23 protein-coding genes, 1 tRNA gene and 2 pseudogenes are annotated in these 26,618 nt (G+C 46.7%); 11 read left to right on the top strand and 15 right to left on the bottom strand.

The window, feature by feature from the left end; translation table 11 throughout:
• The first annotated feature begins 110 nt into the window (after window positions 1-110).
• Both MIC7113_RS21925 and MIC7113_RS21920 read left to right on the top strand, forming a co-directional pair.
• A complete protein-coding gene (locus MIC7113_RS21925) occupies window positions 111-1,304 on the top strand; it encodes a DNA double-strand break repair nuclease NurA (protein WP_015184377.1) in 1,194 nt (397 codons plus the stop codon).
• 177 nt (window positions 1,305-1,481) lie between these two features.
• Complete coding sequence (locus MIC7113_RS21920; protein WP_015184376.1) at window positions 1,482-2,099, top strand: hypothetical protein; 618 nt, start codon at window positions 1,482-1,484, stop codon at window positions 2,097-2,099.
• Window positions 2,100-2,140: 41 nt separating this feature from the next.
• Here MIC7113_RS21920 and xseB read toward each other — a convergent pair whose 3' ends face one another.
• Together xseB and MIC7113_RS21910 are read right to left on the bottom strand one after the other, a co-directional pair.
• Complete coding sequence (gene xseB, locus MIC7113_RS21915) at window positions 2,141-2,398, bottom strand: exodeoxyribonuclease VII small subunit (protein ID WP_015184375.1); 258 nt, start codon at window positions 2,396-2,398, stop codon at window positions 2,141-2,143.
• A 232-nt stretch (window positions 2,399-2,630) separates the two neighbouring features.
• On the bottom strand, window positions 2,631-2,858 hold the full coding sequence (locus tag MIC7113_RS21910) for a hypothetical protein (protein WP_015184373.1): 228 nt from the start codon (window positions 2,856-2,858) through the stop codon (window positions 2,631-2,633).
• Window positions 2,859-3,207: 349 nt separating this feature from the next.
• On the opposite strand from MIC7113_RS21910, the gene MIC7113_RS38730 reads away from it, so the two are divergent.
• From MIC7113_RS38730 to MIC7113_RS33705, 5 genes and pseudogenes are all read left to right on the top strand, one after another.
• Window positions 3,208-3,342 carry a hypothetical protein gene (locus MIC7113_RS38730; RefSeq protein ID WP_256374766.1) on the top strand — a complete coding sequence of 45 codons (135 nt, stop codon included), beginning with the start codon at window positions 3,208-3,210 and terminating at the stop codon, window positions 3,340-3,342.
• Window positions 3,339-4,046: a hypothetical protein gene (locus MIC7113_RS21905; protein ID WP_015184372.1), complete on the top strand. Its 708-nt coding sequence runs from the start codon at window positions 3,339-3,341 to the stop codon at window positions 4,044-4,046. The genes MIC7113_RS38730 and MIC7113_RS21905 overlap by 4 nt, the downstream gene beginning before the upstream one ends.
• A gap of 196 nt (window positions 4,047-4,242) precedes the next feature.
• Window positions 4,243-5,049 (top strand): annotated as a pseudogene (locus MIC7113_RS39290) (serine/threonine protein kinase); the annotation flags it as partial.
• Window positions 5,035-6,036 carry a type IV pilin-like G/H family protein gene (locus MIC7113_RS39285; RefSeq protein WP_390465352.1) on the top strand — a complete coding sequence of 334 codons (1,002 nt, stop codon included), beginning with the start codon at window positions 5,035-5,037 and terminating at the stop codon, window positions 6,034-6,036. The pseudogene MIC7113_RS39290 and the gene MIC7113_RS39285, both read left to right, overlap by 15 nt.
• Before the next feature lie 120 nt (window positions 6,037-6,156).
• On the top strand, window positions 6,157-6,852 hold the full coding sequence (locus MIC7113_RS33705) for a type IV pilin-like G/H family protein (protein WP_226883708.1): 696 nt from the start codon (window positions 6,157-6,159) through the stop codon (window positions 6,850-6,852).
• 46 nt (window positions 6,853-6,898) lie between these two features.
• Here the strand turns inward: MIC7113_RS33705 and MIC7113_RS21890 are convergent, their stop codons facing one another.
• Both MIC7113_RS21890 and xseA read right to left on the bottom strand, forming a co-directional pair.
• Window positions 6,899-7,504 (bottom strand): hypothetical protein, encoded by a 606-nt coding sequence (locus MIC7113_RS21890; protein WP_015184368.1) that lies wholly within the window; start codon window positions 7,502-7,504, stop codon window positions 6,899-6,901.
• 59 nt (window positions 7,505-7,563) lie between these two features.
• On the bottom strand, window positions 7,564-8,796 hold the full coding sequence (gene xseA / locus MIC7113_RS21885; protein ID WP_015184367.1) for an exodeoxyribonuclease VII large subunit: 1,233 nt from the start codon (window positions 8,794-8,796) through the stop codon (window positions 7,564-7,566).
• 390 nt (window positions 8,797-9,186) lie between these two features.
• Here xseA and recA point away from each other — a divergent pair, with 390 nt between their 5' ends.
• Window positions 9,187-10,263 carry a recombinase RecA gene (recA, locus tag MIC7113_RS21880; RefSeq protein WP_015184366.1) on the top strand — a complete coding sequence of 359 codons (1,077 nt, stop codon included), beginning with the start codon at window positions 9,187-9,189 and terminating at the stop codon, window positions 10,261-10,263.
• 129 nt (window positions 10,264-10,392) lie between these two features.
• Here recA and MIC7113_RS21875 read toward each other — a convergent pair whose 3' ends face one another.
• Together MIC7113_RS21875 and MIC7113_RS21870 are read right to left on the bottom strand one after the other, a co-directional pair.
• On the bottom strand, window positions 10,393-11,139 hold the full coding sequence (locus tag MIC7113_RS21875) for an FHA domain-containing protein (RefSeq protein WP_015184365.1): 747 nt from the start codon (window positions 11,137-11,139) through the stop codon (window positions 10,393-10,395).
• A gap of 238 nt (window positions 11,140-11,377) precedes the next feature.
• Entirely contained in the window at window positions 11,378-11,677 is a 300-nt protein-coding gene (locus MIC7113_RS21870; protein WP_015184364.1) for a DUF3493 domain-containing protein, read from the bottom strand.
• A gap of 166 nt (window positions 11,678-11,843) precedes the next feature.
• On the opposite strand from MIC7113_RS21870, the gene MIC7113_RS21865 reads away from it, so the two are divergent.
• A tRNA-Thr gene (locus MIC7113_RS21865) sits at window positions 11,844-11,915 on the top strand.
• Window positions 11,916-12,164: 249 nt separating this feature from the next.
• On the opposite strand, the gene MIC7113_RS36740 is transcribed toward MIC7113_RS21865, so the two are convergent.
• Window positions 12,165-12,335, bottom strand: coding sequence for a hypothetical protein (locus MIC7113_RS36740; RefSeq protein ID WP_155898073.1), 171 nt, complete (start codon window positions 12,333-12,335; stop codon window positions 12,165-12,167).
• Between MIC7113_RS36740 and MIC7113_RS33700 the strand changes: the two genes are divergently transcribed.
• Entirely contained in the window at window positions 12,334-16,629 is a 4,296-nt protein-coding gene (locus MIC7113_RS33700) for a DUF4347 domain-containing protein (protein ID WP_015184363.1), read from the top strand. The genes MIC7113_RS36740 and MIC7113_RS33700 overlap by 2 nt on opposite strands.
• Window positions 16,630-16,699: 70 nt before the next feature.
• Here MIC7113_RS33700 and MIC7113_RS21850 read toward each other — a convergent pair whose 3' ends face one another.
• The 8 genes and pseudogenes from MIC7113_RS21850 to MIC7113_RS21820 form a co-directional block, all read right to left on the bottom strand.
• Entirely contained in the window at window positions 16,700-17,011 is a 312-nt protein-coding gene (locus MIC7113_RS21850) for a hypothetical protein (protein WP_015184362.1), read from the bottom strand.
• 337 nt (window positions 17,012-17,348) lie between these two features.
• Window positions 17,349-19,079, bottom strand: a complete 1,731-nt coding sequence (locus MIC7113_RS21845) for a hybrid sensor histidine kinase/response regulator (protein WP_015184361.1) — start codon at window positions 19,077-19,079, stop codon at window positions 17,349-17,351.
• A 419-nt stretch (window positions 19,080-19,498) separates the two neighbouring features.
• Window positions 19,499-20,215, bottom strand: a complete 717-nt coding sequence (gene folE / locus MIC7113_RS21840; RefSeq protein ID WP_015184360.1) for a GTP cyclohydrolase I FolE — start codon at window positions 20,213-20,215, stop codon at window positions 19,499-19,501.
• 152 nt (window positions 20,216-20,367) lie between these two features.
• Complete coding sequence (locus MIC7113_RS21835) at window positions 20,368-21,093, bottom strand: SDR family oxidoreductase (RefSeq protein ID WP_015184359.1); 726 nt, start codon at window positions 21,091-21,093, stop codon at window positions 20,368-20,370.
• A 553-nt stretch (window positions 21,094-21,646) separates the two neighbouring features.
• Window positions 21,647-22,624, bottom strand: a complete 978-nt coding sequence (gene accA, locus MIC7113_RS21830; protein WP_015184358.1) for an acetyl-CoA carboxylase carboxyl transferase subunit alpha — start codon at window positions 22,622-22,624, stop codon at window positions 21,647-21,649.
• Window positions 22,625-22,738: 114 nt separating this feature from the next.
• Window positions 22,739-23,761: a long-chain acyl-[acyl-carrier-protein] reductase gene (locus MIC7113_RS21825; protein WP_015184357.1), complete on the bottom strand. Its 1,023-nt coding sequence runs from the start codon at window positions 23,759-23,761 to the stop codon at window positions 22,739-22,741.
• Between the two features lie 196 nt (window positions 23,762-23,957).
• A pseudogene (locus MIC7113_RS34950) lies at window positions 23,958-24,152 on the bottom strand (DUF4070 domain-containing protein); the annotation flags it as partial.
• Window positions 24,153-24,326: 174 nt separating this feature from the next.
• Complete coding sequence (locus MIC7113_RS21820) at window positions 24,327-25,022, bottom strand: aldehyde oxygenase (deformylating) (RefSeq protein WP_015184356.1); 696 nt, start codon at window positions 25,020-25,022, stop codon at window positions 24,327-24,329.
• Window positions 25,023-25,218: 196 nt separating this feature from the next.
• Here MIC7113_RS21820 and MIC7113_RS21815 point away from each other — a divergent pair, with 196 nt between their 5' ends.
• Window positions 25,219-26,061, top strand: a complete 843-nt coding sequence (locus MIC7113_RS21815) for a carbohydrate ABC transporter permease (protein WP_041781136.1) — start codon at window positions 25,219-25,221, stop codon at window positions 26,059-26,061.
• The last annotated feature ends 557 nt before the right edge of the window (window positions 26,062-26,618 follow it).

The following is a 26,618-nucleotide window of genomic DNA, read 5'->3' as shown; positions in this document are numbered from 1 at the left end:
TGAATGTTAGCGGTTTATCTGAGAAATTTTCTAATATTAAACCTTTCAACGTTCGACGGCTCTCCCAAACATCCAACATTCAACCTTGCAACTTTTAACTCTCTTGACCAATGCTAGATTTAACAAAACTTGCAGGGCAAATTCCTGGGATTAGTCAGCACTTGAGATTAGAGGCAGCGGCAAGTCGCCAACGCTTGGAACTCGGTCAACAACTACTATTACAAGCTCTGCTTCAACAGGAAGAATTGGTGAAACGGCAACAACAATGGCGAGAGCGCATGACGTTCACCGCCGCCACACCGATTGAACCTCTGGATACTCGAATTGACCTTAATTCTCCCCCAGAAAGCCACACCATCTTCGCCACCGATGGGTCACAAATTGCGCCCTCTCATCATGAAATTGCCTACTGTTATCTGATTAATGTCGGTCGGGTGATGTTGCACTATGGACAGAGTTTGCATCCTTTGTTAGATAGCTTACCTGAAGTATTTTACCGACCTGAAGACTTATATGTTTCCCGGCAATGGGGTATTCGTACCGAAGAATGGATGGGGCATCGGCGGACGGTTTCAGAGGTAATCATGTTAGCAGAAATGGCCTGCCGTTGGGTCAATCCACCAGGCTCCCATTTTGATATTCCTAATTTAGCAATGGTGGATGGTTCGCTGATTTACTGGTTTTTGGAAGGGATGCCAGGGGAGGCACGCGATCGCATTTTGCCCCCCATTTTAGACGCCTGGAATCAACTGCGTTCTGTCAACGTTCCCCTGTTAGGATATTTGAGCGCCTCTCGTAGCCTGGAAGCATTGAATTTCCTCCGACTACAAGCTTGTCCTCACGAGATGCCTGACTGCGCGACTCACTGCGCTAGCATCATCGATAAGTTTCCCTGCCAAATTGTTGACCCCTTGCGAGATGCCGCGTTTTGGACTACTTTGTTGCAACCAGGACAGCGCAGCCCCTTGTTTCGCAGTTCTGCCCGAATTTTGGACTTATACGGCGATCATCGCATTTACTTCTGCTATGTCCACGTTGGCACAGAAGTGGCTCGGATTGAAATGCCCCAATGGGTTGCAGAGAATTCCTCGTTACTTAATCAAGCTCTCAGCTTGACCCTAGCACAGGTTCACAAAGGATTTGGCTATCCGGTGGCATTGGCAGAGGCGCATAATCAAGCCGTTGTCCGAGGTGGCGATCGCGCCCGTTTCTTCGCCTTGCTAGAACAACAAATGATTCGCGTCGGATTAAGAAATGTCGGAACCTCTTATAAGGAAGCGCGGAAGCGGGGCAGTATCAGTTAAATCACGCTTTTGAAAGGGTGAAGGATGCGATCGCACTCCTTTGTTTCTCCTTGTCGAAACAACAAATCATTCGTGCAGGCTTAAGAAATATATAAATATCTAACAAGTAAGTCTGGAAACGTGGCAGTATCAGTTGAAGAATACATTGTCAAACTTATCTAATGTTCAGGATAAAATATGGCAAGCTTAACCCGAATTCTCTTTAAACGAGATACAATTCTGAAACGAGAAGTTATTCAAGCCTCAGACCTGCCAAGTAATAAGCGTCAGTCGGTTCCTGTGGGTACGTTACTTGTGATCCAGTCCTATGGGCCACCCTCCAGCAACCAAGACCACTATAGATTAACCTTTGAAAAACTTCAATTCAAGGGCTTTAATAGTGATTGGTATGCTTATTCAAGGGATGCCGAAATTACTCAGAAAGTACTCAGCTCTGTAACAACGATCGATGCAATGGTTTCCAAGCAAACCGAAAAAAATATCGTAAAAATTCCCGTGGATAAAACAACCATCGGGAATCAACAAGGTTTCCTGAAAATGGTCTTCAACGTAGACACCGTCATCAAGCGAGAACCCGTTGACGATAGTAGCGTACTCAACGATCAATCAAAACAAGTTATACCCGCAGGCACTGAACTGGTGCTTTTAACCGACAAGCCAGATGCCAATAACGTTGTTAAATTACCCCTTGATCGGAATCATGTAAAATTTACCCTAAAAGACCTTGAATTTAAGGGTTTTAATACAGATTGGTATGCCTTTATCAAACATGTGGGAATTCAAAGACTGGGCTAGATAATCGGTCAAAATCAAAGTCAAATTTAGGGTTGCAACCCCTAAAAATCTGACTCTTCTTCGAGTGTCTCAATCACCAAATCCATTTGTTGCTGCCGCTGTTGTAGGAAAGCCTCACACTGACGTAGGTACCTCACAGCGGCGGCAAATTGTTCAAAAACGTCTGCGAGTTCTAATTCACCCGTTTCAATCTGGTGAATAATCGTTTCCACTTGAGCAACAGTTGTCTCGTAGTTCCAATTTTCCGGAAGTGAGGCATCAACTTGAGGGGAATTAGAGGCACGAGCAGGTTTAATCATAACAGCAGTAATAGAGTTGACTCTCTCACTGTGACAAAGAACTCAATCTCCCTGCAAGGGCTTAACCCATCTCAGCCCCTCGCGGACTCAAATATCACTGGTTAGGATAAAGCGCCAATCACTCTTGTCCATCCCATAACTAACCACACTGGCAGTTGCCGTTGGATAAATACTTCGGGTAGCCATACCCACTCCTAGGAGGATTAAAGGAGTGGACGAACCGGATTGATGATTACTCGGTGTCTCTATCTCTGTCGAACTTGAAACCCTCTCGGATATCAGCAGGTTCATCGAGGGTTTGAGGAACTACTGCCGGGTTACTGCGAAGTTCATCTGGATTTGAGACAGAGCCACTCGTATAAGCTAAATCTTGTGGATCGACAGTATCTTTGAGCACAGAGTCCTCTTGATGCCGCTCCTTTTCTGGGTTGATAGACGAATTGGGTTGTTCAGAACTCATACAATTTTGCTTCAAAACAGCTAACTGACAAGTTCCAGCTTAAATTTGCATCTGATCAGGCACACACTATCAAAGGGCAGACATTGACAGGTTTTGCGGGATTTTGGAGGATAGAGGCAGGAAAAAATCTAACTCCTCCTTTACCTTTAAAAAGTTCACACAAGTATCAAAGCTCACAGCGCTGCAAGTCAGGAGTCGGAACGTTAATTCAGCTTTAAATCCTTGAGGTGAAGGGCTGAGGATGGAAGCAAGAACTCAATGCGCCAGTCTTTTCCCTTGAAAAATCCGGTTCTTTCATGAGTTTTCTTGCATAAGTGGTCACACCCACGAGATAGGTACTACCGTTACAGTGCAAGATTCTATTCCAGGCTACTCCCTTGAGCAACGGTTGGATGAGAGTCAGCGCTTTTCAGAAGAGCAGGTAAAAGCCATTGCCACCCAAGTCCTGGAGATTATGATTTACCTTCATGGATTGAATCCATGACAGAACCCGATTTAGAACGGCGATTTGTCAGCGCCACTCAGGCCCTAGAGGCTCTTAAAACGGGTCGTTCACTGCCCTTTTCCGAACCAACAATCCGTAAGCCTGCAACACGGCACATTCAAGCTCAAGCCGATCAAAATCAATTATGGATTCAAGTTCATGTCGGTCAACTCTCCCTTCATAACCTGATTCGGTTTGGCGGGAAATTACTTCTCAGTTTAGCATCCTTGCTCTTGCTGATTTCACCGATGGTGATAGGACTATTAGGGGGTTTTTCGGTAGTCTTTGCCATACTAACGGGGAATTTAAAGCTATCTGCGTTGTTGCTAGTTATTCCGTTAACTCTCTTTCTATCATGGTCAGCTAAAAAGACCGTAAAAGAACTGAAAATAGTTCGAGATGATATCAATCAAGCCCGATTGGCTTGCTTTGGCATTCAGAGCCTCTATATCTATAAAAAAGGAAACCATATAATCTTTGATCGACCTTTTGACAATAGGATCATTAATAAATTTTTATTGAGTTTTAATAATGAACGCTACAGCTCTTGCCGAATCTCAGACATTAAAAGCATTGAAGCGATACCGTTTGAAGGAATAGTGATCCACTCTGGCAATCAGAGATATGTGTTAGGCGAGGAACTATGGGAAGCGGAGTGCGAATGGTTGGCCCAAAAAATTAAAAATTGGCTGTCAGCCGGATAAATGAGGAAAGAGATGAAAGTTAAAGTTGCTCTATTTGATGGTTTAGATAGTGGATTGATCTCTCCCCTAGGGTATTTGACAAGTCAGTTTAGGTTGTCTCGCTGGGCTAACACAGGATAGTGACGAAGCCAGACTATGAGGTCTAGCGGGGTGAAGTCCAGACTTGAGATCAACGCACAACAAACAACAAGAAATTATGCTGCAAGCCGAACAGATTTTACAGGGACGTTATCAACTCTCTCAAAAATTGAGCAACAATCCCAGTCGTCAAACTTGGCTGGCTTTTGATTTAGCAGCAGAACCCAAACAGCCAGTCATTGTTAAACTGTTGCCTTTTAGCCCTCAGACTCAGTGGGACGACCTGAAGTTATTTGAACGAGAGGCGCAAGTTTTAAAACATCTTAACCATCCCCAAATTCCTCGGTATCGCGATTATTTTTCGGTGGACAAGGAGACAGGCGGAGGTCTACCTTGGTTTGGATTAGTGCAGGACTACATCAAAGGCCTATCCTTACAACAACTTTTCAACAGTCGCCAGCGCTTTAGTGAAGCTGAGGCCAAAGAGATAGCCACCCAGTTGCTCAATATCTTGATTTATTTACATGAATTAAGTCCGCCAGTTCTACATCGCGACATCAAGCCCAGCAATATTATTTGGGCAGAAAATGAGCAAGTTTACTTGGTGGATTTCGGGGCGGTGCAAGAAAAAGCCAAGGCAGAGAAAGTTACTTTCACAGTAGTAGGAACTGGCGGTTATGCTCCACCGGAACAACTGTGGGGACGTGCCGTGAGTGCCAGTGATCTGTATGCTTTGGGAGCAACCCTGATTCATTTGTTAACAGGCACATCTCCAGCGAACTTACCCCAGCAGCGGATGCGTCTGCAATTTCAGGATAAAGTCACCCTTACCCCTAGTTTCGCTCACTGGATTGAGAAACTCACAGACCCCGCTCCCGAACGACGCTTTTCCCAGGCACGTCAAGCCCTGATGGCATTGCAAGCCGCCAGTCATAAGAGTGAAGGAACTGTCCAGAAAGCACGCTATGGTCGGATTGGGGGCTTAGCGTTACTCCAATCTGCGGCTGTCTTGGTTTTTGCGGTTGCTGTGCCCAATTTTATGGTTTACCGAGGGGGCTGCAAGTCGTGCCAAGGCAAAAGCGGTCTTGGTATCATCAACCGTGCCCAGCAATCGTATTTCTTAAAGCATCAGAAGTTTGCCGATTCCGTCCAAACCTTGGCAATTGGCATGAAAAATCCGACCGAAAACTATGAATATTCCACTCATGCTACACCTTTAGCTGTATTTAACTATGCAACGTCCCGCAACAAGGAGGTGACAAGCTATGTGGGGGGTGTGTTCCTGGAATCGGGTAACGAGGGAAAGGATGAGCTTGTAACGATCGCGATCGCTTGTGAGCCTATTGTGCTAGAGGAACAAAGTGACCTCACTGAGCCAATTGTGCAGGGTAACGTCCTAGAGTGTGGCTCCAATACCCAATACCTCAATCGCACCACCGACAATCCAACAGGACGGATTATGTTAGGCAAAGATTCGGCTTTGGCCTATAACTCTGTTAATTATGCCGTCACGGGACAGTACAACCAAGCCCTGGTAGTAGCCCAAGCCATCGATTCGAGTCCTCTCAAAGAGAAGGCGTTAAAGGCAATTACTCGTGCCAACACTCATCAAAGGGTGCAATCCACTCCCAGCCTCTCCCAAGCCCTTGAGGTCGCCAAAACCATCCCCGATGATGACATCAAAGCTTGGGTGTTAACAGATATTGCCCAACAGTATGCCGTCGCAGGGCAACAATCCCAAGCGATGGAAATTCTGTCCCAAGCTCTTGAAATCGCCAACACCCTCAAAGAGGCTGATACTAAAGCCATGATTTGGGCAGATATTTCCCAGCAGTATGCCGTAGCCGAACCAAAATCCCAAGCAGTAGGGATTCTGTCCCAAAGGGCTGAAGAGACTGAAGGCGATCGCTAAACTTTTTAGCGGCTATCATATCAATTAGCTAAATGTTTGCTACATATAGTGAAAGAGCCGTTGTTGAAGAGTCTTCAATATATTATTGTCGCCTTGCTTTTTGTCATAGTCATCCCTTCTATGTTTCGCCAAAGTCGGAAGGATAAGGAAAGGGAAGCAATAAACAATCTCGGCAGCATGAACCGTGCCCAGAGTGCTTACTTTCTAGAGCAGCAAAAGTTTTCCGATTCCATGGCATCTCTGGGTATTAGCATTAAACCTCAGACAAAAAACTACGACTATTCAATTCGTGCCACGCCCTTAGCGGTATTTAACTATGCAACCCCTCGCAAAAACGGACTCAGAGGCTATGTTTCGACTGTCTACCTATTAGTTCCTAATGAACAGACAGGTGAAATTTTGACAACAGTACTCATCTGTAAAACCAAAGATGATGGGCGATCCAACTGGTCTAAAATCCCACGTCCTGCCGAGCCTCCAATCATACGAGAGAACGGCATAGAATGCGGCCCCAACACAGAAGCATACGGTTTGCTCGGTGGCCGAGGTCCAGGACATACGTTGTTAGATACGGATTCGGCGTTGGCTTATAATTCCCTCAGTTATGCCACTGCTGGTCAGTACGACAAAGCTCTTGAGGCAGTTCAAAGTATCAACCACGCCGATTTCAAAGCGAGGGCATTAGCAACGATCGCAATAATCTTAGCAGAGAAAGGTCAGGACGACAAAGCCCTTGAGGTTGCCAAAACTGTCAAAGATGCCTCTTACAAACAGATGGCATTGGATGCGAGCGCTCGCTACAGAAATTCATACTAAGGCAGCATCCGCAAACAAATTTATCGCTTTTTTTATTGTTGTCTAATTAACGATTAGACTCAAGGCCGCTGCGGAAAATTCCTAATATTTTCCCCACATTACTCAGGAAATACTCATTTAAGTCAATTTCAATCACTTGCCCTTCTAGTCTCATGAATTTCCAGATACTTCCTGTGGTCACAGCACCATAGATTGTTTTAATTTCATTTCCTTTACGCTCGTTAAATAACTGAGCCGCTAACATTTCTGCCATACATTGCCCCAACCCGGATTGAATGTTATCATTTTTTGCCTCCACTAAAGTGATCACTGGTGCCTTAATCAATAACTGTTCTGGTGAACGGCTGATTAAAAAATCACAAAAACCACTTAAGCCTCTTTCAGGGGCAACATTAAATTCTTTCCCTGAAAATAAACTTACCTGATAATTTAATTGCTTTTTGAGTTCAACTAAAATTGGTGCTATTATTAATTCTGAACGAGATTTTTCTGTATCAATAGCCAGAGCTAAAGGTATATATTCTTGCAAAAGTTCTGCAAGAAAATCACTGTACGTAACCTCAGATATATCAGCAAAAATCCCGACTCTTTCAGAGATAGTTATTCCAAAATTTGTCTCGATTTGGTCTATGCTAAATTGACTGTATGGCATCTCAGGTATGTCCTCCAAGTAGGGTTTTTTGTTGAGACAGAAGCAAAATAAATCTATTACTAGTCCAGAATTTCTGTCACGTTAACTTTAACTTGACCCTCTCCTAGCTGAATCTGTAATTCCTGTCCGGTAACTAAATTCGCAGTTGAACGAGCAATCATTCCATTTTCCGTTCGCACCACCGCATAGCCTCGTTTCAAGACATTCTCTGGGTCAAGAGTTGCTAATCTTTGCCGCAAGAACTCACAGTGCTGGCTATCTTGACTAAGACGGCGTGATGTGTATTGAATTAATTGCTGACGTTTGGATGCGATCGCTTTTTGTTCATCCCGCAATTGTCGCTTGATTGGTAAGCGTTGCAATCGCTCTTTGAACTGTTGCAGTTGCTGGTTGGAGGCATTCAAAACTTGATGCACGGCGTTATTAAGAGCCTGTTGCCGCTGTTGGTGTTCCGCATAAAACGTCGCCAATTCAGGCACCGCTAATTCTGCGGCTGCCGTAGGAGTGTGAGCGCAGACATCCGCCACCAAATCAGCCAAAGATTCATCCCGTTGATGACCAATTCCAGTGAGTACGGGAATCGAACATTGTGCGATCGCCCTCACCACCCGTTCATCATTAAAGCAAGCCAAATCCTCAGAGGCTCCACCCCCTCGCGATAAAATCAGCAGTTGTGCTCTGCCATCCTGCTCAACTCGCTCAATCGCTTCCACAATGGAGGCGGGAGCCAATTCTCCCTGTACCTGCGCGGGTGACAACAATACCTGCAACCCCGGATACCGATGCCAAAGTGTGCGTTGAATATCCCCCCAGGCCGCAGCTTGTGGCGAAGTAACGACGGCAATAATTTGAGGATGAGTGGGGAGCGGACGCTTCCGTGATTGAGCCAATAACCCTTCTGCCTCCAGTCGATTTCGCAACTGGCGATAACGCAACGCCTGCAATCCCTCACCGGCTGGCAATGCCTGCCAAATTGTTAGTTGGTACTGTCCCCGCTGTGGATAAACTCGGATACTACCCAAAATAATCAACTGCTCCCCTGCCACCGGTAACTGCACCAGCTTACCGAGTTGGCTCGTCCAAACGACACACTGAATCGACGCCTTAGAATCCGGGTCTTGGAGTGTGAAAAATATTCCACTCCGATGTGGGTTCGCACTAGAAACTTCCCCGATCACCCAAACCTGCCGAAGTTGGTCATCCTGCTCTAACAAGTCCTGGATGTAGTCGGTTAATCCTGTAACCGAGAGAGCCGCCTCTGGTATCAGTGAATCATGGACATTTAAAGTCATATTTTTTACTTTAATTTTGCGGAAATTACGTAATTGATGGAGAGCAGAAAGTCAACTTAGCGATGAACCCGGTTTAACCCGCACCAACGATAGGCCGTTGGTGCGGGAATCTCTCAAGTGGCTCAAATAGTAAGCAAGAGACTCAAGGAACCAAGGAAATTGGCAACCTGTATTACAGCGCTGTTGCTTGCCAAGAGATATTATATTGACCAGGTATAAAAAACCCTGATGTTGGGCAGATAAATGTGCCAAAATGGCTGTAAATACAGGTTTTGAGCATCTTATAGAATGATAAACTCGCCTTCAACTCTTCCTGGCTGAGCGTTAAAATATGAGAACACTTGAACTGTAATTTACAACACATCCTAGTCCCCCGTTGTTGAGGCATTAATGGCTACCCAAATCACAAACAGTCCCGACAAGGAAAAAGCCCTGAACTTGGTGCTAAACCAGATCGAGCGCACCTTTGGCAAAGGCTCCATTATGCGTTTGGGAGATGCCACTCGCATGAAGGTGGAGACGATCTCCACGGGCGCAATTACGTTGGATTTAGCCCTAGGCGGTGGCTTGCCGAAAGGGCGCGTTATTGAAATTTATGGACCAGAAAGTTCCGGTAAGACCACTTTAGCCTTACATGCGGTGGCGGAAGTGCAGAAAGCTGGAGGCGTTGCCGCGTTTGTTGATGCGGAACACGCCCTAGACCCCACCTACTCAGCAGCTTTAGGCGTTGACATCGCCAACCTGTTGGTTTCTCAGCCGGACAACGGCGAAGCCGCACTGGAAATTGTCGATCAGCTCGTGCGTTCTTCGGCAGTGGATATCGTGATTATCGACTCTGTTGCTGCTTTAGTGCCGCGTGCAGAAATCGAAGGCGAAATGGGCGATAACCAGGTGGGTTTACAGGCGCGATTGATGAGCAAAGCGCTGCGTAAAGTCGCTGGTAACATTGGAAAATCAGGCTGTACAGTGATTTTCCTCAACCAGCTTCGCCAAAAAATTGGCGTTACCTATGGTAGTCCAGAAGTGACAACCGGTGGTAATGCCCTTAAATTCTATGCTTCGGTTCGGCTAGATATTCGTCGGATTCAAACCCTGAAGAAGGGGAGTGAAGGCGAATACGGCATCCGTGCCAAAGTCAAGGTGGCGAAGAATAAAGTTGCACCTCCTTTCCGCATTGCCGAGTTCGACATTATCTTTGGCAGTGGGATTTCTCGGTTGGGATGTTTGGTTGACTTAGCTGAGCAAACCGGCGTTATTACTCGTAAAGGAGCTTGGTACAGCTACAACGGTGACAATATTGCCCAAGGTCGCGATAACACTGTCAAGTATCTGGAAGAAAATGCTGAGTTTGCCGCGAATGTTGACAAACAAGTGCGCGAGAAACTGGATATGGGAGCCGTTGTTCAAGCGAATTCCGTCTCTCCTGTAGAGGTTGAGGAGGAAGACGAGCTGTTTGAGGAAATTTAATTGGATGGGTTAAAGGGTTAAAGGGTTGAAGGTTAGGAAGTTGCTGGTTCTAGGTTAGAACGAATCAATCTGCTAACTTACCAACTGACTCAGTGTCCAGCCTCATAACTTTCAACCTTCAACCTTGGTTTAATTTTGATCCGTCACTTTCTGAATCTGCCGACTGAAAAAACGATCTAAGATTTCTGACTGTTGAGTCTGGCTTAACTGGGGTATAGCAACGTCAGAGGCTAAATCTTCCAGGTTAAAGTCATCTTGCAAAAATTCTGACGTTTGCTCTTTGTGCTCAACGGGTGGGGTCTTTAAGTTTTGTTCTGACACGGGTACCGCTGATTGTTGTGCCGTTACCGGAGTAGGTATGACGGTTGCAGCGTTCAGTTTCGTCAGGATATCCGCAGGTGTTTCGTCTAAGGTGTGCATGTCGTTACACAAAAAAAAGGAGAAGGCTAGGTTACTCAGTCGAATGCGATCGCCATCTTTTAGGGGCATACGACCATGTACCGGCTCACCATTGATGAAAGAGCCATTGGTGCTGTCGAGGTCAACCAGGTAAAAACCCTCGTCCTTAATATACTGAATCACAGCATGTCGCCGAGACAACCGCCGATCCGCAATCGGGATGGAAAGTTGGCGATCGCGTCCGATCGTCCAGATTCCTTGAGACTGTAGTAAGGTCTGAGTTTTCCCATCTGCCAGGTTTGTTACTACATAGACTTGCTCACCCTGAATAATACCCGTGATACATCGGGTTGGGACGCTGGAAAGACTTTTACTACTGGTTTTTTCAAGCTGGAGAATTTCGTCGAGCAGAGTGCGATGATGCTCGTAGAGCTTGAGAAAAACTTGATATAGACCTAGTCGCTGTTCGATTTCCATAGTTTCGGATGAACTCGACTCCAGGCAGAGTATCTGTAGAGCCTGAAAGGGGAGAGAGAGGACGGTAGTCGTTAAGTTGTGTAACGATCAACTCTAATCAGTCAGTCATACCATATCACTGGCTGACTCACACCGTCACATAGCCATGGGTGATTTAATCCCAGTGAAACTGATCGGTTTTAGCTCAAAGCGCCTCCACCCTTAAAAGTATGGACTTGATGACGAAAGTTAATCTGTGTTAGGGTTTACGTTCTGCCTGCCGATCCACCCGAAACAGCCAAACCATCAGAGCGACTACACCTATTTGTAGGGCAAAGTTGGGGAGGGCTGTAGCAACTTCATGACCCGCTGCTAATTGTCCCAGGAAGACAAAGGCACCGATAAAGCCGGACGCCCCAAAAGCTAAGTAAATAAATTGCCTTAAGACCCGGTAAGGCGCTTTTGCCTCTGCTCTTAATTTTGCATATTTTTCTGGACTTAGCTGTCGTGGGTTAATTTTGCGATTGAGATTCTGATTTTTAGGTGTTGAGTTGGTCATCAGTTGTAAAGTTTTCCTTCTTTACCTTAATGGTGACATGACTTCGGGGAATTGTTCTGCTAAGGACAAGAAGTAGCTGTGCCGAACGCTGCCGAGTGAAATCAGCGAAAAATTTTAGCTAAAATTTGAATTTCTTGGAAAAAGCTTGCTATATTAGTCTATCGGTGCCGGTGTAGCTCAGTGGTAGAGCATTCGATTCGTAATCGAACGGTCGGCGGTTCAAATCCGCCCATCGGCTTTTTATGTACAGTGACTATTTATATGTCATCGGTAACGCATTGCTGTCACCAAGATGAAATTAGCGATAAATTATGAAGTTCTTGCAAAGAACTATAAGAAAATACTGTAAAGCAAGAGATTTGCATTAGACATTACACTTTGCCTCATCTATCCTTGGGATCTATATTCGCCGAGAAAGAATTATTAGTTCATTTAATCCAGACTGACGGTGAGAGCATTAGTTGGTCTGATTACTGAAATTAGGTTGTCAATCGCTCTGGCTGTTGTTGCAGCCTCTGCTAGACCAAGCATTTGGTTTTAACCAGTTCCCATGAGCTAACAGATTCTTGCTGCCGTTGAGCAGAGAATGCGCGGTAATTGCCATCACCGCTCGAATTCGGCTGTCGTTCCCTTGTGTATCAGTTTGAGGCCAACCCATGACAGCTACTTTGCACAGAACCCAATTCGCTTCTCAAAGCCTCAGTATTTCAGCCTCCGCTACCCGCGAAATTGTCTTTATTGATTCAGCCGTAACGGATTATCCAGATTTGGTGGCGGGGGTGCGATCGCGTGTTGAGGTAATCGTGCTAGATGCGATGCGAGATGGCGTTGAGCAAATCAGCGAAGTCTTGGCACAGCGTAAGGATTTGACGGCTGTTCACCTGGTTTCGCATGGCTCACCAGGACGGGTGCAATTAGGTGCGATCGAGTTAAGCCTGGAGACAATAAATCGCGATGCTTGGCAACTTCAGGCTTGGGCAGAGGCACTGACGGATGCAGCCGAGTTGCTGATTTATGGATGTGAGGTAGCAAAGGGCGACAGAGGGCGGGTCTTTGTCAATATGCTGCACACCATAATTGGCGCGAATGTAGCAGCATCGGCAGTGATAACAGGTTGCGCCGCTCAAGGTGGAAACTGGGCATTAGAAACGACTACTGCGCTTAGCGCGGCTAGTTTAGCATTCACATCTACGGTGCTTGAGCAATATGCTGCAACATTAAGCAATGAGCCAATTCAGTACAACATTAACTTAGCAACCGATAGTTCTAATCCAAGCAATTTTACGGATGTCAACGGCACGCTATACTTCAGTGCCTACAACGATAGCAATGGCTACGAACTGTGGAAGATTGACCCGGCAACGGGCAATCCGGTGCGCTTGGAAATCGAACCAGGCAGTGGCAGTTCCAATCCGTACAATCTGACCAACGTCAACGGCACGCTGTACTTCAGTGCCTACAACACCAGCAATGGCTCTGAACTGTGGAAGATTGACCCGGCAACGGGCAATCCGGTGCGCTTGGAAATCGAAGCAGGCAGTGGCAGTTCCACTCCGTACAATCTGACGAACGTCAACGGTACACTGTACTTCAGTGCCACCAACAGCAGCAATGGCAGAGAATTATGGAAGATTGACCCCGCCACAGGCAATCCGGTGCGCCTGGAAATTGAACCAGGCACTGGCAGTTCCACTCCGTACAATCTGACCAACATCAACGGTACGCTGTACTTTATTGCCACCAACAGTAGCAATGGCTACCAACTGTGGAAGATTGACCCGGCAAGCGGCAATCCGGTGCCGTTGGAAATCGAAGCAGGCAGTGGCAATTCCTCTCCGGACTATCTGACGAACGTCAACGGCACGCTGTACTTCCGTTTCGGCAACTTCGCCTTTGGCTACCAACTGTGGAAGATTGACCCCGCCACAGGCAATCCGGTGCGCGTCACTGATATCGAACCAGGCAACGGCAGTTTCTTTCCGGATAATCTGACGAACGTCAACGGCACACTGTACTTCCGTGCCACCAACAGTAGCAATGGGTCTGAAGTGTGGAAGATTGACCCCTCCACAGGCAATCCGGTGCGCCTCACCGATATCGAACCAGGCAGTGGCAGTTCCTTTGCGAACAATCTGACGAACGTCAACGGCACACTGTACTTCAGTGCCACCAACACCAGCAATGGCACTGAACTGTGGAAAATTGACCCAATCACAGGCAATCCGGTGCGCCTGGAAATTGAACCAGGCAGTGGTAGTTCCAATCCGTTCGAGCTGACGAACGTCAACGGCACACTGTACTTCCGTGCCTCCAACACCAGCAATGGCAATGAACTGTGGAAGATTGACCCCGCCACAGGCAATCCGGTGCGTGTAACCGATATCGAACCAGGCAGCGGCAGTTCCTTTCCGCAAGATCTGATGAACGTCAACGGCACGCTGTACTTCCGTGCCACCAACACCAGCAATGGTGAAGAACTGTGGAAGATTGACCCAATCACGGGCAATCCGGTGCGCCTGGAAATTGAACCAGGCAGTGGCAGTTCCTCTCCATTCAAACTGACGAACGTCAACGGCACACTGTACTTCCGTGCCTACAACACCAGCATTGGTTTTGAAGTGTGGAAGATTGACCCGGCAACTGGCAATTTATCAAGCATAGATGTTAATACACAGGATTTTGGCTCCAATCCTAGTAATCTAACTAATGTCAACGGCACGTTGTACTTGAGTGCTACCAACGGCAGCAATGGCACTGAACTGTGGATGATTGACCCGACAACGGGCAATCCGGTGCGTGTCACCAATATCGAACCAGGCAGTGGCAGTTCTTCTCCGTCCAATCTGACGAACGTCAACGGCACGCTGTACTTTAGTGCCTACAACCAGAGCAATGGTGACGAACTGTGGAAGATTGACCCAGCCACAGACAATCCGGTGCGCGTCACCGATATCGAACCGGGCAGTGGCAGTTCTTCTCCGTACAAACTGACGAACGTCAACGGCACGCTGTACTTCCGTGCCTACAACCAGAGTAATGGTGACGAACTGTGGAAGATTGACCAGGCAACCGACGAGCCGGTGCGCTTGGAAATTGAACCAGGCAGTGGCAGTTCCAATCCGTTCTATCTGACGAACGTCAATGGCACCCTGTACTTTCTTGCCTACAACACCAGCAATGGTGGCGAACTGTGGAAAATTGACCCGGCAACCGGCAATCCGGTGCGCGTCACCGATATCGAACCAGGCAGTGGCAGTTCCTCTCCGGACAATCTGACGAACGTCAACGGCACGCTGTACTTCCGTACTGGCAACTTCGTCTTTGGCTACCAAGTGTGGAAGATTGACCCGGCAACCGACAATCCGGTGCGCGTCATCGATGTCGGAGCAAGCAGTGGCATTTTCTCTCCGGACAAGCTGACGAACGTCAACGGTACGCTGTACTTCACTGCCGACAACGGCAGCAATGGCAATGAACTGTGGAAGATTGACCCGGCAACTGGCAATCCAGTGCGCCTCACCGATATCGAACCAGGCAGTGGCGGTTCCTTTCCGGAGAAGCTGACGAACGTCAACGGCACGCTGTACTTCAGTGCCGCCGACGGCAGCAATGGCAGACAATTATGGAAGATTGACTCGGCAACGGGCAATGCGGTGCGCCTCACCGATATGGAACCAGGCAGTGGCGGCGGTTCCTTTCCGGAATATCTGACGAACGCCAACGGCACGCTGTACTTCACTGCCTACAACAGCAGCAATGGCAGAGAATTATGGAGAATCAATCCTAATACCAACACGCCAGAACTCGTTGCTGACTTTAACCCCGGTACAGCCAGTTCTAACGTAGCAATCCTGGGTTACGAAAATGGCAAGCTCTATCTTCGTGCTGACAACGGCATAAATGGTGCTGAACTTTGGACTCTAGATGTAAGCAATAATGCTCCAGTCGTCACGAATGCGATCGCTGATCAATCTGCCACAGAAGACACTGCATTTATCTTCACCATTCCTGCTAATACCTTCAGTGACGTCGATGGGGACACCCTGACCTACAGTGCAACACTCGCAGATGGTTCTGCTCTACCATCCTGGCTGTCTTTTGATGCAACAACTAAAACCTTCAGTGGCACTCCTGAAAATGGTGATGTCGCTAGCCTAAATATCAAGGTAATTGCAGCAAATAGTTCAGGTGCAACAGCAGAAGATATCTTTATCCTCGCGATCGCTAACACCAACGATAATCCCGATGCTGTCGATGACATCCTAACCGCTCGACAATGTACACCCAAAACTATCCTGGCTGCTGAGCTGCTGGCTAACGATACTGACGTTGAGGGTAACACGCTCAGCCTCACCCATGTTAGTAATGCTCAAAATGGCACTGTTGCCCTCGATAGTAACGGCAATGTAGTCTTTACTGCCAATGCCAATGTCAGCACCGCCAGCTTTGAGTACACTCTCAGCGATGGTAACGGGGGAACCGACTCTGCGATCGTGACGCTGCTAGTAGGTACGACCCTAAATGGCGGTAACGGCAAAGATACCCTCACCGGCACCGCAGGGGATGACGTACTCAATGGCGGTAACAGGAATGATATCTTACTCGGCTTAGCAGGAGACGATATCTTGTTGGGTGGCAATGGGATGGATAAGTTGCAAGGTGGAGAGGGCAAAGATCGGCTGTATGGTGGTCGCGGCAACGATTTATTAACGGGTGGGTTGGGGAGTAACATCTTTGTGCTAATGACCCAAAGTGGTCGAGACACCATTCAGGATTTCACCGATGGTGAAGACAAGATCGGTAAGATAGGAGGACTCACCTTTGAGCAACTGACGATTGGTTCTAGCAACGACAACACCCTGATCAGCAAGAATTGTGGTGAGGTGCTGGCAATCCTGGCGGATGTCAATTCTAGTCTAATTACCCAAGCCGACTTTATCAGCGTAATGTAATGCCTAAGCCGCGATCGCTTTGGCTTTATCTAGGAGCGATCGCGGCTTATCTATGCGGTAGTCGGGATAATTAAGCGTTTGGCAGTTGCTGAGGCTGCATAGGCTCAATTTGTGCTTGCGAAGTTCTTCTTACCCAAGGGGTAAACCGATTAGGATGAACACATTCAGCACCATCCAGTTGGTTTTTAAGGTTACGGGCGAAGAGTTCAAACATCTCAACCAGAGCTTGGCGATCGGTTAAGCAACCTTGAAGGGCAATAAGTTGTTCGAGAGTCCAATTATAAAGTTGGGTATCACCCTGCTCAATACGAAAATATAACTGACTCTCAAACTGTCCTAAACGGGCGTAGAAGTTCTCCACCTCAGCTTTGATTGATTGCATATCAATATCGCACTTAAATTTGTCAATATATAAAAATTGATAAAAATTGATCACTTTTTCACAAGTTAACCTGACCCACTCCGCCTAACCCATATAATATTTAATCTGTCAATATATATATATATAAAAGTTCAAGAGTTGGAGGACGCGATCACCTGCTTCCGTCCCCTTTACATTTCTTTAGAGACAGCAAAGTTAGGGGAAGGGGCGAAGCATTTGGTGAGAAAATCCTCTTAATTAATTTATAGCTGATCGCCCAAATGCTGACGCTCGTTCCTCGCTACCGCTACGCTAACGCCCCTACAGATGTACTCTATTTACCTGCAATCTGCTGTAATTAGTGAGTCGAGGTGTACCACTCTAAAGGCAATGTCACAGTAAAGGTTGTACCCATACCTTCAACACTATCGACAGTAATCTCACCCTGATGTAAATCCACGCACTGTTTGACAATCGCTAATCCTAATCCTGTTCCCTGAATCGTACCGATATTGCTGGCACGAAAGAAGGACTCAAACAAATGGCATTGGTCTGCCGTGGGAATACCAATCCCTTGGTCTTGAATTCGGAATACAGCTTTGTGATCAAGGTAGATTAGGTCAAACTGGACAGTACTATCAGCCGCAGAATATTTGAGTGCATTTAACAAGAGGTTGGTCAGGATTTGGAGAAGCAGTTTTGCATCCATTAAAGCTAAGCCGTCGTGAGTCGGAAGTGCGCCTCGTAACTTGAAAGCGATACGCCCTACTCCTAGAAAGAATGCTGAAGCGTGTTCCAAGGTTTGTACTTGCTCTGAAGGTGCCCCTTCGTTAGCGTTCAGATGATGCACAGGCAAGTTCGCTGTAAGCGAAGCATCGGGAATAGATGATTTACGATGGCAAACGGATATAGGGTTGCTTCGGGCAGGTTGGCGTTGGTCATTGTGTCCCAACTCTTCTACAACACGCTGACAAAATTTCACCAAATCTATGGGAGTTGGGTTAAATTTCAGTTGACCGGCTTCCGATTCCGAGATGAGCAAAATGTCATTCAACATCTCAACCATACGTTCAACCGATCTCGATATGCGGTGGAGATGAATCTGTTGTTTTTCTTCGGATAAATTATGGCTGTAATGTTCTAGCAACTCAACCGATGATTGAATTGTGGTGAGAGGGGTGCGAAATTCATGGCTTGTCATAGCGACAAAGCTGGTTTTGAGTTCCGAAAGTTCCCTTTCTCGTTGCAGCGCCTTACAAATTTCCTCTTCCGCAAGCTTGCGAACAGTGATATCTTCGGAAAGACCGACTAGTCGATACACTTGACCCATCTCGTTTTTTACAGGAAAAGCCCGATCGCGTATCCAATAAATTGACCTATCCGGTCCCATAATCCGATATTCCTGCTCGTACTCTTCTCCCTGACGTGTCTCGATTGTGGTACATACGCGCTCTCGATCTTCTGGATGAACGGCGTCTACCCAAGACATTGGCTGCTCATACAATTGCTTGCTGCTGGAGTGCCAGACGAGTTCATATCCTGGACTAACGTAAATGACCTGAGTTCTATCGACAGAAGTGACCCAAAAAACCTCTTTAATGTTTTCTGCCAGTTGGCGAAAGCGCTGTTCACTTTCCCTCAGTGCCTGATTGCTCTGAAGGAGTTGGTTTTGAGCTTGTTGTAACTTTTGTTGTTTTTCTTTAATTTCTCGTACATGCTCTAAGCTTTTATTAATGGTGATTTCTAAGTCATTAAAATCTATCGGTTTAGTAATAAAATCAAAAGCCCCCCGATTCATCGCAGACCTAATATTGGTCACATCATCATAGGCTGATACGACTACGGCTTTAATGTTTGGTTCTAAGTCTTTTAGTCGCTCTATAAACGTTAGACCATCCATTTCTGGCATATTAATATCGACTAAAACTACATCTACTGATTGATCAGATTGCAGTTTTTCTAGGGCTTCTCTGCCGTTATAGGCAAATATAAAATCTAAGTTTTTATCTCTAATTTGGCGTCTAAATTTCTGCCTAATGAGGCTTTCCATGGCGGACTCATCATCGACAACGAGAATCTTGGCTGACATCGTTTTACGTTTACCGCTTTTGGATTCACAATAATTATCGCTGTGAGTTTTATGGTTCGCTTTTGAGACTTTGTTAGCTACATCTCTCCAGTCTTTCAGTATATTGAGGAGTAGCTCAGTTAGTTTTTATACATAGGGATACAACCTTCTAGACAGGTTCACTCTCAGTCTCCTGAGTTCCCAATTCAGTTCAACAGCGACTTTATTATAGCGGTTTTCATCCGCGTGGAATGCGCCCTCTGTACAGACGCAGGGTCGGAAAGGCTCTACATCTATAAGTTTGCTCCATTGAGAATCGCTATCATGTGACCGGAAATGTTGCGTATCCAGCCGTAGTGAATCAATCCATCGCTCATAAGTAATGGGTAATTGGCTCGTTGTCTTTCCAATTACCCATTACCTTTTAATCGATGGCAAAGTTAAAAGAAACTCGGCTGATGACGGATTAGGTTAAGGAATTCTTCACGGGTTTTTTGGTCGTCCTGAAAAACACCCACCATCGCGCTCGTGGCTGTCCAAGAACCGGGCTTTTGCACACCGCGCATCGCCATACACATGTGAGTGCCTTCCATGACGACCGCTACGCCCTGAGGTTCCAAGATGGTTTGAACGGCTTCAGCAATCTGGCGGGTCAGGCGTTCTTGCACTTGCAGCCGCCGTGCATACATCTCAACCACACGAGCTAACTTACTCAAACCCACGACTTTTTGATTTGGGATGTAGGCAACGTGAGCCTTACCCATAAAGGGCAGCATGTGGTGTTCGCACAAGCTGAAAAAATTGATATCCCGGACAAGAACCATTTCATTATGGCCTTCATCAAAGATGGCTCCATTGACTAATTCTTCCAGAGACTGATTGTAGCCACTCGTCAGGAAGCGCATCGCCTCTGCCACCCGCTTAGGAGTTTTCAGCAGTCCCTCGCGCTCTGGGTCTTCGCCAACGCCCAACAGCATCGTCCGCACAGCCTTCATCATGTCCTCGTTCAGTTCTTCCGAGGGCGGTTTTAAATTGGGTTCCCGACCATTGTGGGTGTTGCGATCGGGTCGTGTCTCGACCTGGGGGATGGGATTTGAGCTGTTGGAACTTGAAGCCGAGTTAGAGCTATTGAATGCGTTGGAAGAAGCAATAGTCATAATGAGCCTGATTGATTTTTTCTAGAAAAATAGGTGTGCTTTTTGTTGTTTGTTGTCACGGGAAGGTTAGAGAGTGGAGATTGAAGGTTAGACCTTTCAACTGGCCAAATCTTTTGATCCATCACCAACAACCCAACAACCCGACAGTGACTTTAAAGTGCCCCCGCACTAGGCATCAAAGTTACTGAATCGATGACGGCTTGTTCTGGCATCATGACGGCGTGCAGAATTGACTGTGCCACAATTTCAGGTGTCAGCATGGCTGACCGATTTAAGTCAATTTGAACGGTATCTGTATCCCAGATGGGAGTATTCACAGCACCAGGAGAGAAGGTGACAACGCGAATGCCATGAGGACGTTCTTCTGCTGCCAGAGTTTTGGATAGAGCAATAAGACCTGCTTTACTGACGCTATAGGCACCCCAATCGGGAAAGGGTTGCTGACCTGCGATTGAGGCAACATTGATAATGGTGCCCCGTTGCTGCTGGCGCATCGCCGGTAAAACACCCTGAATACACTGAAATACGCTAGTCAGATTGAGGTCAATGACTCGCTGCCAGTCTGATAAAGGGGTCTCTAGTAGGGGGTTGGTGTAACCCATCCCAGCGTTATTAACCAGGATATCAATGGGAGCAAAATCGGTGGCGATTGCACTAATCTCTGATTTAACCTGCTCTATCTTGGCTAAATCGAGAGGATACGCCTTCGCTTCCACCCCGGCTTCACGAGCCTTTGTCGCGATCGCTTCTAACTTATCCTGAGAACGGCTGACTAGGGCAACATCAATCCCTGCCTGGGCAAACGCCAAAGCCGTTGCCTTGCCAATACCACTGCTTGCCCCAGTAATCAGGGCACGTCGTTGATTTTGAGAAGTCATGAAATCTTCCAGTACTCTCTACCTCAATGCTCCCGCTAGATCCTGCCAGCACTTTCTGTTTAATAACTGAATTTTGGCAGAGGAGCTGCTAACATGCATTAACCTGCTAATTCTTGTAACTCTTGCCTTTAAGTTAAGTCTGCTGCCATCCCTAAACGAGATTCAACTCTACAAAATTTCTCCTGGCTTTTGGATAGCACAGATTCTTTTTTTATCTATTCGGCAGTCACTCCCCAAAGACACAACTAATGGTTTAGGCTGCTGACCCTGGGGGGGAAATAGACTAAATCCCTCGAATGAAGCCAATGTAAAAAAATGTTACTTAAAAATTATATCACTAGGAAAGGTTAACGAGGCCAAACCCACCAGAACTGATGTCATCCCTCAAAAGTAGGCTGTGTTAATCCCAGAGCCTACTTTCTTTAAAGTCTAATCAGCAATAAGGTCAAAGTTTTGACCCATTGGATTTTTCAATGTCACCTCGAAGACCTAATCTATGGCTTTTCCACTCTCCCTCAGGAATAACCCTCGCCTCTAGAAATTTTCACTCTATTTAGGCCGAAAGTTCTGTAAAAACGCCAATGCTGCGGAATTTTTGATAGCGTAACTCCCGGCGCTGCCCTGGGGTCATCTGGTTCAGAGTTTCTAGGTTTTGGAGTAGGGCTTCTTTCAGGATAGAAGCGGCTGTTAAGGGGTCTGAATGGGCACCTCCAACGGGTTCTAGCAGGATTTGGTCAATAATACCCAACTCTTTGAGATCTAAAGCGGTCATCTTCAACGCGGCGGCGGCTTCTGGGGCTTTGGCAGCGTCTCGCCAAAGAATAGCGGCACACGCTTCAGGTGTCGCGACGGTATAAACCGAGTGTTCAAACATTAATAATCGCTCACCCACGCCAATACCCAAAGCCCCGCCCGAACCCCCTTCTCCGATCACGGTACAGATAATCGGGACATCGAATTTAAACATTTCTCGGAGATTGTAAGCGATCGCTTCTCCCTGACCCAATTGTTCCGCTTTGACACCGGCCCAAGCCCCTGGGGTATCGATAAACGTCAAAATCGGCATCCCAAAGCGATCGGCATGTTCCATCAACCGCAGCGCCTTACGGTAACCACCAGGGGACGCTTGCCCAAAATTGCGGGCAATATTATCTTTAGTATCTCGACCTTTTTGATGACCTAGCATCACCACGGAACACCCACCCAGACGCCCGACGCCACCCACTAACGCTGGGTCATCCGAACCGCCCCGATCTCCATGCAGTTCCATCCATTCATCACTAATGGCCTGAATGTAATCCAGGGTACTTGGACGCCTAGGATGACGGGCTAGTTGTAACCGTTGTCCGGGCGATAAGCCACTGAAAATTTCCTGACGCAATTGCACAGCCCGTGCCTCCAGTTGGCGGATTTGCTCAGAAACATCGACGTTATTTTCCTCAGCAAGTTCACGAATCTGGTTAATTCGTGCCTCCAACTCAAAGAGTGGCTTTTCAAAATCGAGAAGCAAGGTTCTGTTTTCGGGGGTCATGAGTGATGCGTTAAAGAGTTGAAGGTTCAAGAGTTAAAGACTACAAGGTTGAAGGGTTGAAGATGGAGTGTTCCAATCTTCAACCCGTTAGCCTTGCTAACCTGTAACCCTTTGCTAAAAGCTCAGTAAGGGTCTAAATCCGTGTTTAACGGAAATCTGTCCAATTTTGTCCATGTTTTCTACCGTAATCTGATTGCGTCCCCAAGAAAAGTTGGTGTACCACTTTTCAAACTCTAGGAGCATTGACTCGGCAAAACAGGCAAATAGCTGACGCCCTGGAACCTGCATATTGACGATTTGCATGATTTTCCAGTCAATATCGAGGGAATGCTCGACAATGCCACCATTTAGAACGTAGACACCCGGATGCTGAATCTGATTCCCCATGTTTTTCGGGTAGCCACCATCAATTAGCAAACAAGGCTCCTTCAACACCGAGAAGTCGATTTCGATTCCCTTGGGCATACTCGCCACCCAAACGACAATATCCGCCTGGGGTAGGGCTTCTTCCAATCCCATGATTTTGCCGCGACCCAGTTCGTCCTGCAAGGCTTGTAAACGCTCTTGATTGCGGGCAATTAACAACAACTCCGCGACATCCGTTCTGGCATCCAGCCAACGGCAGACGGCACTCCCAATATCTCCCGTTGCCCCACATACCGCAACTGTGGCTTTGGACAGTTCAATCCCTAACTTTTGCGAGGCTTGTTCCACTTGGCGACAGAGGATGTAAGCCGTGTGGGTGTTACCAGTGGTGAAGCGATCAAACTCTAGCTTGATATTGCGAACCTGCTTGCTTTCGTGCAATTTGAATTCTTCAAAAATAATCGAGGAAAAGCCTCCTAATGCGGTAATATTGATGCCATACTTTTGGGCGTGAGCCATCGCGTTCAGAATTTTCCGGATGGCTGCCTTGATTCGGCGATTGGCGAGCATCTCAGGGAGAAAGCAAGATTCTACGTACCGACCTTCAATGACTTGCCCAGTGATGCTCGTGACCTTGATGGTATCAACGATTTGAGGCGGCGCACTGCACCAAAAATCTAACCCTTGGTCGGCATATTCTGGGTAGCCTAGCTCTTTAGCAACGGCTTGAGCGTGTTCCAAACTGGTAAGGTGACCGATAAGACCAAACATGTATTGCTCGCTTGTAAACCTGTCAATCAGGCAGACGTGGGGTTAAGGGAAAGAAATCGTTAAGGACTTTACAAAATATTACAAAAAATTGCCGCATCCAAGAGCGGCAAGCTGAAAAAAGAGTATAGATTCTCTCGGCTCGATTTTAAAGGAGTGGCGCTCAAAGCTAGGATTAACCTCCTACAAGTGCGGGTTCTCATTCTGGTATTACAGTCTGTGTCAACGGGTCGAACCCTAGCTGCTGAGTCATTCGTTCTCTGGCTAAAACCCGGTACTCCCAGAAAGGCTCGCCAGCAGCACACAGTCCTAAATACATATTAAGAAATTGTGGCTTGGTACGGAGAATAATCCTAAATTTTTGCCAAAATTGGGCACGAATTGCAAGATGCCTCGATCTTCTTCTTTGACGATTGCTTCTAGAACTTTTGGAAAGAAGGTTTGGGGAAAGCGAGGGTAAAGTAATAAAGCTTTCATGGGTTTTTTCCTAAAAACTAGGATTTTCTTAAATTACCCCCCCTTATCCCACCGCCCTTTCTTAACCGATTAGGCCATAGGTTAAGTTGTGTTAAGCCGCTGTTAGACCGTAGGCTGACATCCGCATAATGTCACGAGTGGTAAAACCAATGTTGCTCAAGGCTTCCCCGTAGGCAATCATAAAGTCTTCAACCAGAGCATCTTTTTCCATGCCCAGGATATGAGCATCATCTTCAACTTGGTTAAGCATCCGCCAAACTAAGGGAAGGTTTTGACGATTGGCTTGTTCGAGTTCGGCTTTAGATTCTTCAAAGTGGTCTTTCAGCCAAACTTCACCGAAATTGAGGTGCATGTACTCGTCTTTAACAACCCCTTCGGTAATTTTTCTAGCGAAGTCGTCAGCGACGGGAATATAGATGTTGTAAGCCGCGATCGCGAAACACTCGATAATCAGTGATTGAATCAACAAACACGTCACCACATTGCCCGTTGCGGCTGCCGTCTGAAAGTTGCCGTGCAACTGGCTAAAGTACTGCTTAGCAAACTCCATATCGGGCGTCACACTGAGATTCCGACCACAGGCTTGAAAACCCTTCATGTGGCGGCTTTCCATCTTCGAGAGGCGCTGGAGTTCATCTTTGTGGTCTGGCAGCAGTTGGGCCAGTGTGATGTAATTATCGTGAGCCTCTTGTTCACCTTCAATCACGATCGCATTGATGCGGCTGTAGGCGTCCTTGTAGGATTCACTAGTGAAATCAAACTCTGGACTGACTGCAAGCTGCTGCATAGGTCGATTGTCTCCTGTTTGCATGAGATAGGATGCTAGAACGTTGCTTAACCCGGTACCTGGTACCTTGAGGTAGGGTCAAAACCCTTTATTTGTACTTAACCTGTCAATGTTATACGTTGCTTGTCCTCAGGCAATAGCCCTCCAGACAGAATATTCCATTAAACATTTCAAGCATAAAATTAAACCGGTAGAAATGCCTAAAATCCTCCCTAAAAAACCCTCCCCGTCGTTTGGGAAATGGCTAATTGTGGCTTTGCTACTTATCGGGGCAGCTCTTGTTCTACTTCCCTTAGCCATTGTTTTGTTAATGTCTTTGGCACCTACTGGGACAAGTGCTACCAGTGGCAACCTCGCACCAAAGGGACTCAGCCTCGATCACTATCGACAAGCTTGGGCTAGTGGGAACTTTCTGTTGGCATTTGCGAATTCCACCGTTGTCGCCCTTACCGTAACAGGGTTTCAGGTGATTACCTCTGCCCTAGCAGGCTATGCCTTGGCACGGCTCAAATTTCGGGGGCGTCAAGCGCTGCTGCTGCTGATTTTGGCAACTCTGGTGATTCCTTTTCAGATTTTAGTGGTGCCCATTTTTCTCGTTCTGAAGTGGGGGCATCTGATCAATACTTACGGGGCGCTGATTCTGCCCACAGCCGCGAGTGGCTTTGGTATTTTTCTTTTACGGCAGTTTTTCCTCACCGTGCCTGTGGAGTTGGAAGAAGCGGCGGCACTAGATGGGGCAAACCGGCTCCAAATTCTTGGGCGAGTCATGCTACCTTTGTCTCGCCCTGCGTTGGTGACGCTATTTTTGTTTACCTTTATCGGCGAGTGGAATGATTTGTTCAAGCCCCTTGTTTTCACCACACGACCGGAATTAAGAACAGTTCAACTCGCTTTGGCAGAGTTTCAGGAACAATTTACCAATAACTGGTCATTACTGATGGCGGCTGTAGTGATAGCGACTTTACCAGTAGTCGTGGTGTTTCTTTTCGGTCAGCGGCAGTTTATCCAAGGCATTGCTACAACCGGAATTAAGAATTGAGCTGAGATCAATGAGTCTTAGAATACTCTGACTAACATTTAGTTTGATAAAAAGAATTTTTCTTAAAACTGTTCTTCTGTCACAATTTCATAAAAACTTTACAAACTCTTCATCATTGCTAAACCTAAATCCCCTGGCAGGATTTCAGACTGTTTAAAGAAGGAGTTTGAAACGAAATAAATCTTGTCGTTATCCTCCTGTAGAAGTGGTTGGAAAATCCCCTTGGCTGTGTGTTGGATGCTCACCAAGGGACTTTTCTTGGCTCAAGTCAGGAATTTTCCTCAATTCCTAGACAAGTAAATTTATCAAATTTTACTGGAAAAGAGGTTTCCTTAGACAGAAGTCTAACTAACAGTTGAGAGCGTTCTCGCTTTATCGAACTCGACAATCTGGCAAAGTACATGGCTGAAAAAGACATCAAAATTAAATTTCCCCTCTGGTCGTTTCTCAACCAGCCCGTCTTTAGTTCCAAAACTAAACTCATCCTGAATCCCAGAGAGTTTGCCTATCTCTATAGAGTTCAGCTTTTAGAAGCATGTTGGGCTAAAGAGTGTAAC

The sequence above is a fragment of the Allocoleopsis franciscana PCC 7113 genome, assembly GCF_000317515.1.
GTDB classification, from domain to species: Bacteria; Cyanobacteriota; Cyanobacteriia; order Cyanobacteriales; family Coleofasciculaceae; genus Allocoleopsis; species Allocoleopsis franciscana.
Note: the sequence above shows the minus strand (reverse complement) of the source record. Positions and strands in the feature narration are given on the sequence as shown.